Annotated in this window: 12 protein-coding genes; 3 read left to right on the top strand and 9 right to left on the bottom strand. The window is 72.7% G+C overall.

What is annotated here, in order from left to right:
• Positions 1-328 precede the first annotated feature (328 nt).
• Positions 329-1,351 carry an EamA family transporter RarD gene (rarD, locus tag GR130_RS02045; protein ID WP_201304778.1) on the top strand — a complete coding sequence of 341 codons (1,023 nt, stop codon included), beginning with the start codon at positions 329-331 and terminating at the stop codon, positions 1,349-1,351.
• Here rarD and GR130_RS02040 read toward each other — a convergent pair.
• From GR130_RS02040 to GR130_RS02015, 6 genes are all read right to left on the bottom strand, one after another.
• Complete coding sequence (locus tag GR130_RS02040; protein ID WP_159503119.1) at positions 1,341-2,207, bottom strand: ABC transporter permease; 867 nt, start codon at positions 2,205-2,207, stop codon at positions 1,341-1,343. The two genes, rarD and GR130_RS02040, sit on opposite strands and share 11 nt — an antisense overlap.
• The gene (locus GR130_RS02035; RefSeq protein WP_159503118.1) at positions 2,194-3,207 is read right to left on the bottom strand and encodes an ABC transporter ATP-binding protein; all 1,014 of its coding nucleotides are present in this window, start codon (positions 3,205-3,207) and stop codon (positions 2,194-2,196) included. The genes GR130_RS02040 and GR130_RS02035 overlap by 14 nt, the downstream gene beginning before the upstream one ends.
• A gap of 178 nt (positions 3,208-3,385) precedes the next feature.
• Entirely contained in the window at positions 3,386-4,657 is a 1,272-nt protein-coding gene (locus GR130_RS02030) for a LolA family protein (protein WP_159503117.1), read from the bottom strand.
• Positions 4,658-4,979: 322 nt separating this feature from the next.
• On the bottom strand, positions 4,980-5,993 hold the full coding sequence (locus GR130_RS02025) for a polyprenyl synthetase family protein (RefSeq protein ID WP_159503116.1): 1,014 nt from the start codon (positions 5,991-5,993) through the stop codon (positions 4,980-4,982).
• A gap of 458 nt (positions 5,994-6,451) precedes the next feature.
• The gene (locus GR130_RS02020) at positions 6,452-7,654 is read right to left on the bottom strand and encodes an FAD-dependent oxidoreductase (protein ID WP_159503115.1); all 1,203 of its coding nucleotides are present in this window, start codon (positions 7,652-7,654) and stop codon (positions 6,452-6,454) included.
• 25 nt (positions 7,655-7,679) lie between these two features.
• Positions 7,680-8,903 (bottom strand): carboxylate--amine ligase, encoded by a 1,224-nt coding sequence (locus tag GR130_RS02015; protein ID WP_328707536.1) that lies wholly within the window; start codon positions 8,901-8,903, stop codon positions 7,680-7,682.
• Between the two features lie 286 nt (positions 8,904-9,189).
• Here GR130_RS02015 and fahA point away from each other — a divergent pair, with 286 nt between their 5' ends.
• Both fahA and GR130_RS02005 read left to right on the top strand, forming a co-directional pair.
• Positions 9,190-10,431, top strand: a complete 1,242-nt coding sequence (gene fahA, locus GR130_RS02010) for a fumarylacetoacetase (RefSeq protein ID WP_159503113.1) — start codon at positions 9,190-9,192, stop codon at positions 10,429-10,431.
• 323 nt (positions 10,432-10,754) lie between these two features.
• Positions 10,755-11,240 carry a hypothetical protein gene (locus tag GR130_RS02005; RefSeq protein ID WP_159503112.1) on the top strand — a complete coding sequence of 162 codons (486 nt, stop codon included), beginning with the start codon at positions 10,755-10,757 and terminating at the stop codon, positions 11,238-11,240.
• A gap of 83 nt (positions 11,241-11,323) precedes the next feature.
• Here GR130_RS02005 and nuoN read toward each other — a convergent pair whose 3' ends face one another.
• Genes nuoN through nuoL form a run of 3 tightly spaced genes read right to left on the bottom strand, consistent with a single transcriptional unit; the run spans position 11,324 to position 16,527 of the window.
• On the bottom strand, positions 11,324-12,976 hold the full coding sequence (nuoN, locus tag GR130_RS02000) for an NADH-quinone oxidoreductase subunit NuoN (RefSeq protein ID WP_159503111.1): 1,653 nt from the start codon (positions 12,974-12,976) through the stop codon (positions 11,324-11,326).
• Entirely contained in the window at positions 12,973-14,640 is a 1,668-nt protein-coding gene (locus tag GR130_RS01995) for an NADH-quinone oxidoreductase subunit M (protein ID WP_159503110.1), read from the bottom strand. Before GR130_RS01995 ends, nuoN begins: the two co-directional genes overlap by 4 nt.
• Positions 14,641-14,643: 3 nt before the next feature.
• Positions 14,644-16,527 (bottom strand): NADH-quinone oxidoreductase subunit L, encoded by a 1,884-nt coding sequence (gene nuoL, locus GR130_RS01990; RefSeq protein WP_159503109.1) that lies wholly within the window; start codon positions 16,525-16,527, stop codon positions 14,644-14,646.
• Positions 16,528-16,538: the final 11 nt, after the last annotated feature.

Raw genomic sequence — 16,538 nt, 5'->3', positions numbered from 1 at the left:
CCTGCCGGAAGCGAGCGGGTGCCCGTACGGGAGCGTCTGACGGCGCTTCCGTACGGGCACCCGCTCGACTCGTTCCGGGCGGCCCGGGGACGGCGATGGACGGCCGGCCAGGGGGCCTGTCCGACGGATCCGGGAAGGGCCGGGAGGGCTCTGGGGAGGGGCTGGGGAGAGGGCTGGGGAGAGGGCTGGGGAGAGGTCCGGGACGGGACCCGGCGGGCGCGGTGGGGGGCCGGCGGCCGCCGTCATGACCGTATTTCAGAACGGACATGACATGCGGCCCCGGCGGCGCTACCTTTCACAGATCGACGCAGCACATCAGGAGGGCCCCTTGCAGCCTCGAAGCGACCAGCGCACCGGACTCGCCTACGGCCTCGCCGCCTACACCATGTGGGGTCTGCTGCCGCTCTACTGGCATCTCCTCAGTGCCGCAGCACCCGCCGAGATCCTGGCCCACCGCATGGTCTGGTCGCTGCCCGTCGCCGTCGCCATCCTGGCCGTGCTGCGCCGCTGGTCCTGGATACGCCCGCTGCTGCGGCAGCCACGGAGGCTCGGGCTGATCCTGGTCTGCGCCGTCGTCATCTCGCTGAACTGGTTCCTGTACATCTGGGCGGTCAACACCGGGCACGTGCTGGAAGCCTCACTGGGCTACTTCATCAACCCGCTGGTCAGCATCGCCTTCGGGGTGCTGGTACTGCGGGAGCGGCTCCGGCCGCTCCAGTGGACGGCGGTGGGCGTCGGCGCGCTGGCCGTCGTGGTGATGACCATCGCCTACGGCAAGATGCCCTGGATCGCGCTCGGGCTGGCCCTGTCGTTCGCGACGTACGGGCTGGTCAAGAAGGGCATCAAGCTCGACGGCATCGAGGGGTTCAGCGCCGAGACGGCGCTCCAGGCGCTGCCGGCGCTGGGGTATCTGGTCTTCCTCGGGATCCACGGTGAGTCCAGCTTCACCACCGGCGGGGTGGGCCAGGCGCTGCTTCTGTCGGCGTGCGGTATCGCCACCGCGGTGCCGCTGATCTGCTTCGGCGCCTCGGCGGTACGGCTGCCGCTGACGACGATCGGCATGCTGCAGTACCTGGCGCCGACCTTCCAGTTCCTGCTCGGCCTGACGGTCTTTCACGAGAAGATGCCGGCGGAGCGCTGGGCCGGCTTCGCGCTCGTGTGGGCCGCGCTGGCGGTACTGACCTGGGACGCGCTGCGCACCGCCCGGCAGGGCCGGACGGAGCTGGCCCGGGCCGCGGCACGGGCCGGCGAGACGGCCGCGGCCGAGGCGGCGCGGGCCACCCGGACCGCCTCGGACCCGGCCGGGCCCGAGGCCGGGCCGCAGGCCGCCCCCGGGCCCGTCAGGCAGTGATGTCGCGGGTGGTGAACCGCGCCCAGGCCGCCGAGCCGAACACCACCGCGTACAGCGCCTGAAGGCCGAGGTTCTTCTGCAACTGGTCCCAGTAGACGGGGTCGCGGAGCAGGTCCGCGAAGGACAGCCAGTAGTGCGAGAAGAGATACGGCTGGATGGCGTGCAGCTGCGGGATGGTGTCCAGGATCTGCACGGTGATCAGCAGGCCGACCGTGGTCGCCATCGCCGCGATCCCGCTGTTGGTGAGCGTCGAGATGAACAGGCCCAGCGCCGCCACCCCGAGGAGGGACAGCGCCACCACGGCGGCGATCGCCAGCGCCCGCAGCAACCCCTCGCCGAAGGATATGGACGTACCGGAGAGCAGGGTGACCTTGCCGAGGGGGAACAGCGCCGCGCCGGTCGCCAGCGCCGAGAGCGCCACGACCAGGGTGCCGACCAGGCAGAACGCCATGCTCGTCGCGTACTTGGCGAGCAGCAGGCGGGTGCGGCCCGCGGGGGCGACGAGGAGATAGCGCAGCGTCCCCGCGTTGGCCTCGCCGGCGATGGCGTCGCCCGCGATGACCCCGATGGCCATCGGCAGGAAGAACGGCAGCGTCACCGCGAGGGAGGTGAAGACCAGGAAGAGGCCGTTGTTGGTGACCTGGGAGATGAACGCCGGGCCGCCGTCCCCGCCACCCGGACCGCGACTGCCGGTCTCGATCTTGACGGCGACGCCGACCAGGACCGGGACGCCGGCGAGCACGGCAAGCAGCGCGAGGGTGCGCCAGCGCCGGAAGGTCGTACCGATCTCGCTGCGCAGCAGACCCAGCGACCACAGCCGGCGGGGCGCGCGCGGCACCGTCTCAGCCTGCGACATCGAAGCCCTCCCCGGTGAGATGCACGAAGACGTCCTCCAGTGACGCCCGCTCGGCGCCGAAGGCGCGGACCCGGACGCCGGCCCGGACCAGCGCCGCGTTCAGATCCGCCGGCTCCGCCGGCTGCCCGTCCACCGGCGCGGGGAGGTCGCCGGTCACCCGGTCGCCGGCGACCCGGAGGTCGGTCACCCCGTGCTCCTTCAGGACGCGGACCGCGTCGGACGGGTCCGGGGTGGTCACCGCCAGCCGGCCGTGGCCGCCCGAGTCGAGGACGGTGGCGGAGAGTTCGGCGACCGTGCCCTGGGTGATCAGCCGGCCGCGAGCCATCACCGCGGCATGGGTGCAGACCTGCTCGATCTCGTCGAGGAGGTGGGAGGAGAGGAAGACCGTGGTGCCGTCCGCGGCCAGCTCCCGGACCAGGCTGCGGATCTCCCGCATGCCCTGCGGGTCCAGGCCGTTGGTCGGCTCGTCCAGGACCAGCAGCTCACGGGGCTGGAGCAGCGCGGCGGCCAGGCCGAGGCGCTGCTTCATCCCGAGGGAGTAGGCGCGCGCCTTCTTGCCGGCGGCGGCACCGAGGCCCACCCGCTCCAGCGCCCGGTCCACCCGCGCGTCGCGGGTGCGCGGGTCGGCGGCCGGGTCGGCGGCGTCGAAGCGCCGCAGGTTGTCCCGGCCGTTGAGGAAGCCGTAGAGCGCCGGGCCCTCGATGAGCGCGCCCACCGCGGGGAGCACCCGGCGGCTCGCGGCCGGCATGGGCCGGCCGAGCACCCGGGCGCTGCCGGCGGTCGGCTCGATCAGGCCCATCAGCATCCGGATGGTGGTGGTCTTGCCGGAGCCGTTGGGGCCGAGGAAGCCGAAGACGCTGCCGCGCGGTACGGCGAGGTCGAGGCGGTCGACGGCGAGCTGGCCGCCGCGGTACGCCTTGGTCAGCCCGCGGGTCTCGATCACGTGGTCCGCGTCGCGCGGCACCGCGCGCCCGGAATCCGCGGCGGATGGCGGTGGCATGGCTCCCTCACCTCATGGCGTACGGCATGGCTGCTGGGACGCATGACGCCGGCGGACGGCACGGCGCACCTCCCGCCGGTGTGCTGGGCGCGCCGCGCCTCCCGGGCGGGAGGCGCGGCGGGCCCCGCGCGTACGGCGGATGGTACGGCGGCTCTCCACGACCGCCGAGACCGGCCCGCTACTTCGCGGCGTTGGCCGCGTCTATCAGGGCCTGCTTGTCGACGGCGCCGACGTAGACCGTGCCGTTGTCCGTGATCAGGGCGTTGACCAGCCGGGTGCTGAAGAGGTGGCCGGAGCCGAAGGAGCCGGTCACCTTGCTGCCCAGGCTGTCCAGCATCTTGCCGGCCTGGCCCTTGGCGGCCTGGTCCTTGCCGCCGGCGCCGGCCGCTCCCTTGATCTTGGCGATGGACGTCCAGTCCTTGCCGATGACGTTCAGTCCACCGAAGTCCTTCAGGCCCTTGCGGTCCTTGGCGCCCTTGCCGTGCTGCTCCTTCGCCCGCTGCTGGTCGCCGTTGACGACCTTGGCGCCCTTGGGCGGGGTGAAGGAGAAGGTGCTCGCGGCGGGCTTGGCGAAGTCGACGCTGGTGTAGCCGACGTCGATGGCCGCCGGGCCTCCGCTCTTGGGGGTGAGGGTGAACTTCAGCGGGACGCCGTTGGCGGCGTCCACCGCGACCCGGATCGAGCCGATCGTGGAGCCGGACTGCCTGGGCTTGATGACGAGCTGGTAGGCGTCCCGCCCGGCCACCTTGGCGGTGTCGCCGACCGTGACGGAGGTGGTGTCGCCGGCCGCCTTCAGGGCCTGCTGGGCGAGCTCCTGCGGAGTGGCGTTCTGCAGGCCCTGGGGGAGGTCCTCGGGGCCTTCGTGGTGCTTGCCCTGCTTGCCGGGCTTGCCGTGACGGCCGTCCTCGCGGGCGGTGTTGTGCACGACGGTGTTGCTGCCGCTGTCGTACGCCCAGACGTCCTTGCCGTTGTGGACGAGGGTGTAGTCGGCGGTCTTGTCGACGATCGACACCCGCTGCTTCTCGGGGCCGTCGGCGGCGACGCGCAGCGTGTGCGTACCGGACGCGAGCTCGGTGAGCTTGCTCTGCGGCGACGCGGAGGCGCCGGACCCGCCGTGCCCACCGTGCCCGCCGCCGCCCGGGCCGCCGCCGAAGCCGCCGGCCCCGCCCATGCCGCCCGGCAGGGACGGCAGTCCGAGGTCCGTGGTGACCTGGACCGTGCCGGAGAGCTGCTGGACATCGGATTTGGCGATCTTGGCTATCAGGTCCTGCGCGGAGATCTTGGGCAGGTCCGGGGAACCGGATCCGGCGAACGCCGGGACCAGCCCGATCGTCGCCGCCGTCACCCCCGCCACCGCGACCGGTACGGCGTAGCGCACCGCCTTACGGCGCTTCGACGAGCGCCCCCCGTCCCATTCCTCGGTGACCTCGGTCGGTTCGTTCCGTGGCATCTGGCGTACCTCCGTCGTGTGCGGCGGGCTTACGTCCTCCACGCGTCCACCCCTGGCTCATTGTGGCCCGCCCACCGCTTTCTGGTGCCCCCCATCCCACCAAATCCCGGAACCGCGGTCGTCAACCCGCAGGGCCAACTCCGCCTACTGCTGTGGGATGACGCCGGGGCACCGCACGCCCACCCCCGTACGACCGCGGGTTGATCTCGCACTAGGGGAAAGCCCGGGGGACGTCAGGGAGCGTCAGGGGACATCGAGGGAGGAGCCGGACGCGGCAACCGGGCAGGACCGCCCGGACCTCCGCCGGCACCACACCCCGGCCTCACCCCGCGCGGTGCACCACCGTGTCGCAGAGCCCCTCCAACGCCGACTTCGCCATGCACTCGGGCAGCGGCGCCAGCGTCGCGCGGGCGTCCTCGGCGTAGCGCACCGTGTCCCGGCGGGCCTGCTCCAGCGCCGGGTGGGCGCGCAGCCCGGCCAGCGCCTCGGCGTGCCGGGCGTCGTCCGTGAGATCGCCGGCCAGCAGCTCGCACAGCGCGCGGTCCTCGGGGGTGCCGGCGCTGCTCTCGGCGAGCGCCCGCAGCCGCAGCACGGGCAGCGTCGGAATGCCCTCGCGCAGGTCCGTACCGGGCGTCTTGCCCGACTCGTGCGAGTCGCTGGCGATGTCCAGAACGTCGTCCGCCAGCTGGAAGGCGGTGCCCAGCCGCTCGCCGTACTGGGTGAGGATGTTGACCGTCGACTCGTCGGCCCCCGACATCATCGCGCCGAAGCGGCAGGCGACCGCGATCAGCGAGCCGGTCTTGCCCGCGATGACGTCCAGATAGTGGTCGACCGGGTCGCGGCCGTCGCGCGGCCCCGCGGTCTCCAGGATCTGCCCGGTCACCAGGCGCTCGAACGCCTCTGCCTGGATCCGGACCGCCTCGGGCCCGAGGTCGGCGAGGATGTGCGAGGCGCGGGCGAAGAGGAAGTCACCGGTCAGCACCGCGACGGAGTTGCCCCAGCGGGCGTTGGCGCTGGCCACCCCGCGGCGCACATCGGCCTCGTCCATCACGTCGTCGTGGTAGAGCGTCGCCAGGTGCGTCAGCTCCACGACGACCGCCGAGGGCACCACACCGGGGCTGTACGGGTCGCCGAACTGGGCCGCCAGCATCGAGAGCATCGGGCGGAACCGCTTGCCCCCGGCCCGCACGAGATGCTGCGCGGCTTCGGTGATGAACGGCACGTCGCTCTTGGTGGCCTCCAGAAGGCCCTCCTCGACAGCCGCCAACCCGGCCTGGACATCGGCCTCAAGAGCCTGGTCCCGCACGCTCAGCCCAATGGGCCCGACGACGGTCACGAGGGGTACTCCTGTCTGCTGACGATCAAACGGAATGTCGATCTGTCGCTGTCTTCACCATTGGCCAGCGTATCCGGTCGCACTTGGATCACCGTGAGCGCCCGCCCCCCGAACCACTCGGCCAGCACAGAAGCCGCCCCGCAGCCGCGTCCCGGATCACCTCCCGGCACGCATCACCCCTGAGAGGGAGGGGGTGAGAGAGGCGTACGAGCCCCCGAACGCCCCTTGCGGCGCAGGCGCACCACCGTCCCGGCCAGCGGCCCCGCCGCGGTGTCGACCGGAATCGGCGCACCCGCGAGCACCAGGCGCCGGGCGGCCGGCCCCTTCCCCGACCGCAACGGTGTCCCCCGGTGCCCCCGGCCGCCCCGATCTCCTCGACACGCAGGTCGTTCCGGCCGGCCGCGCGGCCGGCCTGGCCGCTCACGGCGCGCTCCGGTACCGCCGGGTGCCCCGCCGCCTCACCCGTAGGTCCGCGCCACCGCCCGCGCCAGCCGGGGCGCGGCGAAGTCCGTGCCGCACACGAAGCGCATCAGCGGCCCGAAGGACGCGGCGGCCGTAAGGCCGGTGAAGTACAACCCCGGTACGGACGAGCCGAAACCGGCGTCCAGCAGCGGCCCGCCCGCCCGCACGGTGATCCCGGTCCGCAGTCCCGGGCCCAGGAAGTCCAGCGCGCCCAGCGCCACCCGGTAGCCGGTCGCGGCCAGTACGTGGTCGGCGGCCAGCTCGCCGCCGCGCCCGTCGGGGCCGCGCAGCGACAGCACCGGGCGGCCGTCGCGCACCTCGGCCCGGTCGATCGCCCGCCCCTGGGTCACCCGCACCCGTCCCACGAAGCGGTCCCGCAGCCACCACGCGCCCAGTGGGCCGAGCACCCGGCGCACCAGGAACCGCCGGGCGGGCACCGGGAGATGGCGGAAGCCGCCCGCGTACTGGGTCAGCGCCCACAGCGACCAGGCGTTGCCGAACGGCGAGGACGGACGCAGCCGCGGCTGGCGGTCCGGGGGCGCGCCGAAGCCCACCGCGGCCCGCCCGCGCGCCACCACCCGCACGGACGCCGCGCCCGCCTCCGCGAGCAGCACCGCGCTCTCCAGGGCCGACTGCCCGGCGCCGACGACCACCACCTCGCGGCCGGCCAGCGCGGCGAGGTCGCGGTGCTGGGAGCTGTGCGAGACGGGCCCGGCGGCCGACGGCCCTGCGGGGACGGCGGCGGCCAGTACGGGCGGCAGGTGCGCCAGCCCGCTCAGTCCGGTGGCGACGACCACCGCCCGCGCGCCGAACTGCTCACCGCTGTCCAGTTTCAGCTCGAAGCCGTCCGCCCGCCGGTCGACCGAGACCACCCGGACCCGCTCCAACTCCGGGACCAGCCGCCGCTGCACCCACCGGCCGTAGCGGACGAAGGTCTCGACGGGGATGACGTCCCAGTCGGAGGCATGGCGCCGCTCCCCCACCGCCGCGCAGAAGTCGCCCAGGGTGTGCCCGGTGTGCGGGACGGCGATGCTGGACGCGGCCGGGGTCGACTTGAGCAGCATGCCCGAGGGCATCCGCTCCTCCCAACTGTCCATCGGTTGCCCGAAAACCCGTACCGGCAGGCCGCGGGCCCGCAGATGCGCGGCCGTCGCCAGCCCGAACGGCCCGGCCCCTATGACCGCTACCGGAGTGCTCACTTCGGTCCCTCCCCACGGCGGAGTTTCACGTGAAACGGCCCCCGGCCGTACCGGCGCGGCGGCCCACCCGCCGCAGCTGCACCAGATGCCGGGCGCCCGGCCCGACGCTGCGCGCGAGCATGGTGAAGAACGGCAGCGGGTCATCGCCGGCGAACCACGCCAGTTCGGTTCCGGCGGCCCGTGCCGGTCCGCGCGGTCCCGTACGGTCGCGCCCGTAGGCGAGCCGCGCGGGCAGATCGATGTTCTCGGCGACGAAGCGGCGCCCGGCCCGCTGCACGCCCTCGGGCACCGGCCGCCCGGTGAGCGCGAGGTGCTGGGCGCGGACGACGTCCACCCCGGCGGTGCTCTCGAAGAGCCGGAACTGGGCGCCCATCCGCGGGTTGAAGTCCAGCAGCTTGTAGCGGCCGTCCCGGCGGTCGAGCCGCCAGTCCAGGTCGGCGATCCCGGCGAAGCCGATACGCCGCACGAAGTCGCCGGTCATGGAGGCGAGTTGGGGGTTGTCGACGACGTGCGCACAGGCCGTCATCCCCGCGTACGGCGGCCAGGAGCGCACCTTGACCCCGGTGAACAGCACCCGTACCGCGCCGTGTTCCGCGCAGTAGGCATGCACGATCCAGTCCTCGGCCTGCTCGCCCGGCAGGTACTCCTGGAGGATCACCGCCGGCCGCGGGCCCCAGTCGCGCGCCAGGTCCAGCAGCCGGTCCGGTCCACCGATCCGGGTCGTCCCGGCGACCGCGGGCCGGCTGCGCCGGACGAACGCCTCCCGGTTCTTGGCCACCACGGGGAAGCGGGCCCGGTCCGCGTACGCCGCGATCTCCGCGTACGAGCGGGGGAAGGCGGCGGCCGGCGTGGGCACCCCGTGCGCGGCGCAGAGTTCGTGCAGGCCCTGCTTGCTGGCGAGTCGGCGGGGCAGCGCGGGATCGACGCGGGGGAACAGAAACGATCCGGCGAGATCCGCGGCGTGCTCCGCGATCAGCACCGCCGCCTCCTCGTCGGTCGGGAACAGCACCGCGGGCCGGCCGATCCGGCGACCGATCCGCAGCAGCCCCTCGACCAGCCGCGCCGGATCCTCCCGCCCGGTGGTGGGCCAGACGAACCGGCCCGCCAGATGGCGGGAGGCCGCCGCGGGCGTGAAACGGTCCTCGGTGACGGCGTACACGGGCACCCCGAGACGCCCCAGGCTGCGGATCGCGCCGACACCGCCGTGGTGCAGCGGATACCGGCCGATCTTCACGATCAGTCCCGGCACGGTCCGATCGGCCCCGAGCCGTACGCCCCTGCGCACCACATGTCCCCCCAACGGAACGGCCCCGACGGGACGCCCCCCGGCCCGTGCCCGCAAAGGACGCTAGGACCGAATTGCGCAGTGCAGCAAGGCTTTTCCGGACATTGCCAAAACCGGAGGGTTGCCCCCCATCGGCACACCGTCCGATTCCCGGGCGCGGACCGCCCCGCCGCGCGCCCCCGGCCGTACCCTGATCGACGGACCACCGGCCGCCCACCGGCGACCACGACGAACGCGAGGAGCAGCGTCCATGCCCGAGCAGAGCCCGGAGCAGAGCCCGTTCGACCTGGCGGAAGGCGACCCCTTCGGCCCGCACACCCTTCCCTACGGCGTCTTCAGCACCGCCGACGCGCCCGACCGGCGCCGGATCGGCGTCCGCTACGGCAGCCGGGTCCTGGACCTGAGCGCACTGCCCGGCGCACTGCCCTCCGTCGTCCCCGCGCCGCACGGCGAACTGCTCGCCGCCGCCACCCTCAACCCGCTGCTGGCCGCCGGCCGCCCCGTATGGCAGCAGGTCCGCGCGGCCGTCCGCACCGCCCTGACCGACCCCGCGCACCGCACCGCGGTGACCCCGCTGCTGCACCCGCTGGACGGCGTCACCCTGCACCTCCCCTTCGAGGTCGCCGACTACGTCGACTTCTACTCCAGCGAGCACCACGCCACCAACGTCGGCAAGATCTTCCGTCCGAACGGCGCCGCGCTGCCGCCCAACTGGAAGCACCTGCCGATCGGTTACCACGGCCGGGCGGGCACCGTCGTCGTCTCCGGCACCCCGGTGGTCCGGCCCAACGGCCAGCGCAAGACCCCCGAGGACGCCGCGCCGGTCTTCGGCCCGTCCACCCGCCTCGACATCGAAGCCGAGGTCGGCTTCGTCGTCGGCACCCCCTCCGCACTCCACGAGCCGGTGGACCTGGCCGGCTTCCGCGACCACGTCTTCGGCGTCTGCCTGGTCAACGACTGGTCCGCGCGCGACATCCAGGCGTGGGAGTACGTCCCGCTCGGCCCGTTCCTCGGCAAGTCCTTCGCCACCTCCGTCTCCGCCTGGATCACGCCGCTGGACGCCTTCGACGCGTCCCGGACCCCGCCGCCCGCCCGGGACACCGCGGCGCTGCCCTACCTCGACGACGCGGCGGCCGAGCCGGGCGGCATCGACCTGCGGATCGAGGTGGCCCACAACGGCGAGGTGATCTCCCGCCCGCCGTTCGCCGCGATGTACTGGACGGCGGCCCAGCAGCTCGCCCACATGACCGTCAACGGCGCCTCGCTGCGCACCGGCGACCTGTACGCCTCCGGCACCGTCTCCGGGCCCGAGCCCGACCAGCTCGGCTGCCTGCTGGAACTGACCCAGGGCAAGGGCCCCTACCTCCAGGACGGCGACGAGATCACCCTCACCGCCTGGGCGCCGGGGCCGGACGGCTCCCGGATCGGCCTGGGCGAGGTCACCGGCCGGGTGCTGCCGGCCCGTGAGGTCCCGGCCGGCGGCCCGGCGTGACGCACCGCACCGGCCCGTAGCCCACCCTCCCCGAGGAGCTGCTGCCGCCCGCCCTCGCCCCGGCGCGCGGCCGGCCCCCGGTCACCCGCCGGTTCGTGCGGTACGGGGTGGCCGGGCGGCCCTCGCCGCCCCGGAGGCGGCCGGGCGGATCACCGCCGCACCGTGCGGCCGGGCCGCGGTGGGCCGGCCGCTCGAACGGAGTGGAGAGCTTGGATTAAGGCCGCGGCGAGCGGGGGCCAGGTCCTCTCCACGGCGACCGGTGTCGGCCGCCCCGGCCCGCTGCTAGCCTCACGGGTCCCTGTCCCACAACGGAGGAGACGTACGTGCGCAAGGCAGCGCAGTTCGCCGGGGCGGTCGCCGTCGCCGCGCTGCTGCTCAGCGGTTGCGGCAGCAGCGGCGGCAGCAAGGACAGCAGCACCCCCAGCAAGACGCCGGAGGCCGCCCCGTCGACTCCGGGCGGCGGCGACGGCAAGGCCGCGGGCGCCACCGCGGTCGAGGGCGCGTGGAAGGGCGGCACCGCCGCCGGCCCGCTGGTCCTCGTGGTCGCCAAGGGCACCATCGCGTTCAGCAACGGCCACAAGTCCGCCTGCATGGGCAAGGTCGAGAAGATGGCCGGGACGACCATGGCCGTCCTCAAGTGCACCGACGGGGACACCACCCGCACCATGGGCACCCTCAAGCCGGGCGCGGACGGCAAGACGCTGACCGTCTCCTGGAAGGGCGGCCCGACCGAGAAGTACACCAAGAGCGAGGACGGCAGCGTGAAGATCCCCGACATGCCGAGCCTCCCGGACCTGCCGAAGAGCTGACCGGCGCGCCGCACAACGGCCGCCGCCCGGTACCCGCGACGGGGTACCGGGCGGCGGACGTTCGCCGGCGGGCCGCGGGGCCCTCAGCGGATGAACACCCCCGCCTGGCCCGCCAGGTCGAGGAAGTACTGGGGCGCCAGGCCGAGCACCAGGGTGGCCGCGACCCCGACCGCGATGGCCGTGGACGTCAGCGCGCTGGGCACCGCGACCGTCGGGCCGTCCGTCTTGGGCTCGCTGAAGAACATCAGCACGATCACCCGGATGTAGAAGAACGCCGCGATGGCCGACGAGATCACACCGACCACCACCAGCCAGCCCGCGCCGCTCTCCGCCGCCGCCTTGAACACCGCGAACTTCCCGGCGAACCCGGACGTCAGCGGAATGCCCGCGAAGGCCAGCAGGAAGACCGCGAAGACCGCGGCCACCAGCGGTGAACGGCGGCCCAGACCGGCCCACTTGGACAGGTGGGTGGCCTCGCCGCCGGCGTCCCGCACCAGGGTGACCACGGCGAACGCGCCGAGCGTCACGAAGGAGTACGCGGCGAGGTAGAAGAGCACCGAGGAGATGCCGTCCTTGCTGGCCGCGATGACACCGGCGAGGATGAAACCGGCGTGCGCGATGGAGGAGTAGGCCAGCAGCCGCTTGATGTCGGTCTGGGTGATGGCGATGACCGCACCGCCCAGCATCGTGACGATCGCGACGCCCCACATCACCGGCCGCCAGTCCCAGCGCATCCCCGGCAGCACGACGTACAGCAGCCGCAGCAGCGCGCCGAAGGCGGCGACCTTGGTGGCGGCGGCCATGAAGCCCGTCACCGGCGTGGGGGCGCCCTGATAGACGTCCGGTGTCCACATGTGGAAGGGCACCGCGCCGACCTTGAACAGCAGGCCCATCAGCAGCAGGGCCCCGCCGATCAGCAGCAGCGCGTCATTGCCCATCGTCCCGGCCAGCGCCGGGTCGACCTGCTTGGCGCCGTCCGAGACCACCTCGGCGATCCCGGCGTACGTCACCGTGCCGGCGTAGCCGTAGAGCAGCGCCACGCCGAACAGCAGGAAGGCGGACGAGAAGGCGCCGAGGAGGAAGTACTTGACCGCGGACTCCTGCGAGAGCAGCCGCTGCCGGCGGGCCAGCGCGCACAGGACGTACAGCGGGAGGGAGAAGACCTCCAGGGCGATGAAGAGGGTCAGCAGGTCGTTGGCCGCGGGGAAGATCAGCATGCCGCCGACCGCGAAGAGCAGGATCGGGAAGACCTCGGTGGTGGTGAACCCGGCCTTGACCGCGGCCTGTTCGGCGGCGCCGCCGGGGACGGCCGCGGGCTGCGCGGCGAAGGAGTCGATGTGGTTGCCGTGCGCTGCGGGGTCGAGCCGGCGCTCGGCGAAGGTGAAGACCGCGATCAGCGACACCAGCAGGATCGTGCCCTGGAGGAAGAGCGCGGGGCCGTCGACGGCGAGGGCGCCCATCGCGGCCAGATGCGCCCTGGACGATCCGAAGCCGCCGGCCGCCAGGCCGATCACCGCGGCGAACGCGGCGGCCAGCGACACCACGGACAGCAGCAGCTGGGCGTAGTAGCGGCTGCGGCGCGGCAGGAACGCCTCGATCACGATGCCGGCCACCGCGGCGCCGAGGACGATGAGCGTCGGCGACAGCTGGGCGTACTCGATGTGCGGCGCCGGGATCCTGCCCGGCGTGCCGGCCGCCGTTGTCCACAGGCTGTGGACACTTGCCACGGGACTCACTTCGCGGCCTCCACGTCTTGATCACGCACGGCTTGGCCGGGTCGGCCATGGCCGGGCACGGCGGTCACCTGCACGGTGGGCTTGGGGTCCTTCTTGTCCACGACGGACAGGGTGTGGCCGACGGCCGGATTGACGATGTCGGTCAGCGGCTTGGGATACACCCCGAGGAAGAGCAGCAGCGCGATCAGCGGCGCGGCCACCACCAGCTCCCGGGCCCTGAGATCGCGCATCCCGCCGACCTCCGCCCTGACCGGGCCGGTCATCGTCCGCTGGTAGAGGACGAGGACGTAGAGGGCGGCCAGCACGATGCCGAGGGTGGCGACGACACCGATGGCCGGATAGCGGCTGAACGTGCCGACCAGGACCAGGAACTCGCTGATGAACGGGGCCAGTCCGGGCAGCGAGAGGGTCGCCAGACCGCCGACGAGGAAGGTGCCGGCGAGGACCGGGGCGACCTTCTGGACGCCGCCGTAGTCCGCGATCAGCCGCGAGCCGCGGCGGCTGATCAGGAACCCGGCGACCAGCATCAGCGCGGCGGTCGAGATGCCGTGGTTGACCATGTAGAGCGTCGCGCCGCCCTGGCCCTGGGAGGTCATCGCGAAGATGCCCAGGATGATGAAGCCGAAGTGGGAGATCGAGGCGTAGGCGATCAGCCGCTTGATGTCCCGCTGGCCGACCGCGAGCAGCGCGCCGTAGAGGATGCTGATCAGCGACAGCACCAGGATGGCCGGGGTGGCCCAGCTGCTGGCCTGCGGGAAGAGCTGGAGGCAGAAGCGGAGCATCGCGAACGTGCCGACCTTGTCGACGACCGCGGTGATCAGCACCGCGACCGGCGAGGTCGCCTCGCCCATGGCGTTGGGCAGCCAGGTGTGCAGCGGCCACAGCGGGGCCTTGACTGCGAAGGCGAAGAAGAAGCCGAGGAACAGCAGCCGTTCGGTACCCGTGCCGAGGGTCAGCCGGCCGGACGCCCGCGCCTCGACGATCTGCTGGAGCGAGAAGGTGCCGGCACCCAACTGGTGCGCGGTGACGGCGTACAGCCCGATCACCGCGGCCAGCATGATCAGGCCGCCGACGAGGTTGTAGAGCAGGAACTTCACCGCGGCGTACGACCGCTGGACGGCGGCCTGCTCCTCGCCGTGCGGGCCGGCCCGGTCCCCGAAGCCGCCGATGAGGAAGTACATCGGGATCAGCATGGCTTCGAAGAAGATGTAGAAGAGGAAGACGTCGGTGGCCTCGAAGGAGACGACCACCATCGCCTCGACGGCCAGGATCAGCGCGAAGAAGCCCTGGGTGGGCCGCCACCGGCGGTTCGGCGTCGCGCCCTCCAGGGGGTCGGCGTCGTGCCAGCCCGCCAGGATGACGAACGGGATCAGCAGCGCGGTCAGCCCGATCAGGGCGACCGCGATGCCGTCCACCCCGAGGTCGTAGCGGACCCCGAAGTCCCGGATCCAGGCGTGGGATTCGGTCAGCTGGAACGGGCCCTTGGCGCCGGGCCGGAAGCGGACGGCGATCACCAGCGCCAGCGCCAGGGTGGCCAGCGAGAACAGCAGCGCCAGCCACTTGGCGGCGGTGCGCCTGGCGGCGGGCACCGCGGCGGTGGCGATCGCACCGATCGCCGGGACCGCGGCGGTGACCGTCAGCAGGGGGAAGGAAAAGGCTGCCATGGCTCAGACACCCCTCATCAGCAGGGTCGCGGCGACGAGAACGGCGGCCCCGCCCAGCATCTGGACCGCGTACGAGCGGACGAAGCCGGTCTGCAACCGGCGCAGCCGGCCGGAGAGTCCGCCCACCGAGGCCGCCGTGCCGTTGACCGCGCCGTCCACCAGGGAGTGGTCGAGATAGACCAGCGTGCGGGTCAGATGCTCACCGCCGCGCACCAGGACGACGTGGTTGAAGTCGTCCTGGAGCAGATCGCGGCGGGCCGCCCGGGTCAGCGGCGAACCGTGCGGGGCGACCGCCGGGACCTCCTTGCGGCCGTACATCAGCCAGGCGATGCCCACGCCGACGACCAGCACCACCATCGTGGCGGCGGTGACCACGCCGGCGCTCACCGGGGAGTCGCCGTGCGCGAAGGAGGTGACCGGCTCCAGCCAGGTGACGAAGGCGTCGTTGATGCTGAACAGCCCGCCCGCGAAGACCGATCCGACGGCCAGCACGATCATCGGGAGCGTCATCACCTTCGGCGACTCGTGCGGATGGAACTCTTGCGGATCCCAGCGCCGCTCGCCGAAGAACGTCATCAGCATCACCCGGGTCATGTAGAACGCGGTGATCGCGGCGCCCAGCAGGGCCGCGCCGCCGAGGATCCAGCCCTCGGTGCCGCCCTGGGCGAACGCCGCCTCGATGATCTTGTCCTTGGAGAAGAAGCCGGACAGCCCGGGGAAGCCGATGATCGCCAGATAGCCGAGGCCGAAGGTGACGAAGGTGATCGGCATGTGCCTGCGCAGACCGCCGTATCGGCGCATGTCCACCTCGTCGTTCATCCCGTGCATCACCGAGCCGGCGCCGAGGAAGAGGCCCGCCTTGAAGAAGCCGTGGGTGACCAGGTGCATGATCGCGAAGGCGTAGCCGACGGGGCCGAGGCCGGCGGCCAGGACCATGTAGCCGATCTGGGACATCGTCGAACCGGCCAGCGCCTTCTTGATGTCGTCCTTGGCGCAACCGACGATCGCACCGAACAGGAGGGTGACCGCACCGACCGCGACCACCGCCGTCCTGGCGTCCGGCGCGGCATTGAAGATCGCCCCGGAGCGGGTGATCAGATACACGCCGGCGGTGACCATCGTGGCGGCGTGGATCAGCGCGGACACCGGCGTCGGGCCCTCCATCGCGTCGCCCAGCCAGGACTGGAGCGGCACCTGCGCCGACTTGCCGCAGGCGGCCAGCAGCAACAGCAGCCCGATGGCGGTCAGCCTGCCCTCGCTCGTGGCGCCCGTCGAGGCGAGCACCGGGCCGAAGGCGAAGGTCCCGAACGTCGTGAACATCAGCATGACGGCGATGGACAGGCCCATGTCGCCGACGCGGTTGACCAGGAACGCCTTCTTGGCGGCGGTGGCCGCGCTCGGCTTGTGCTGCCAGAATCCGATCAGGAGATACGAGGCGAGGCCGACGCCCTCCCAACCGACGTACAGCAGAAGGTAGTTGTCGGCGAGGACCAGCAGCAGCATCGCCGCCAGGAAGAGATTGAGATAGCCGAAGAAGCGGCGGCGCCGCTCATCGTGCTCCATATAGCCGATCGAGTAGATGTGGATCAGCGATCCGACACCGGTGATCAATAGGGCGAAGGTCATCGACAACTGGTCGAGCTGGAAGGCCAGATCGGCCCGGAAGCCGCCGACCGGGATCCAGCTGAACAGGTGCTGGTGCAGGGCGCGGTGCTCGGCGCTCCTGCCGAGCATGTCGGCGAAGAGCACCACCGCGACGGCGAACGAGGCCACCGCGAAGAGCGAGCCGATCCAGTGGCCGGCGCGGTCCAGGCGCCGGCCGCCGCACAGCAGCAGGGCCGCACCGACCAGCGGTGCCGCGACGAGCAGCGCGATCAAGTTCTCCACTTTGTGCGACC

Source organism: Streptomyces sp. GS7, assembly GCF_009834125.1.
Lineage (GTDB): Bacteria > Actinomycetota > Actinomycetes > Streptomycetales > Streptomycetaceae > Streptomyces.
This window is presented reverse-complemented; position numbering and strand designations above follow the sequence as displayed.

Excerpts from the sequence above, each read along its gene's own strand:
- GR130_RS02040 (WP_159503119.1), bottom strand. The coding sequence starts at position 2,207 with ATGTCGCAGGCTGAGACGGTGCCGCGCGCGCCCCGCCGGCTGTGGTCG.
- GR130_RS02035 (WP_159503118.1), bottom strand. The coding sequence starts at position 3,207 with ATGCCACCGCCATCCGCCGCGGATTCCGGGCGCGCGGTGCCGCGCGAC.
- GR130_RS02030 (WP_159503117.1), bottom strand. The coding sequence starts at position 4,657 with ATGCCACGGAACGAACCGACCGAGGTCACCGAGGAATGGGACGGGGGG.
- fahA (WP_159503113.1), top strand. The coding sequence starts at position 9,190 with ATGCCCGAGCAGAGCCCGGAGCAGAGCCCGTTCGACCTGGCGGAAGGC.
- GR130_RS01995 (WP_159503110.1), bottom strand. The coding sequence starts at position 14,640 with ATGGCAGCCTTTTCCTTCCCCCTGCTGACGGTCACCGCCGCGGTCCCG.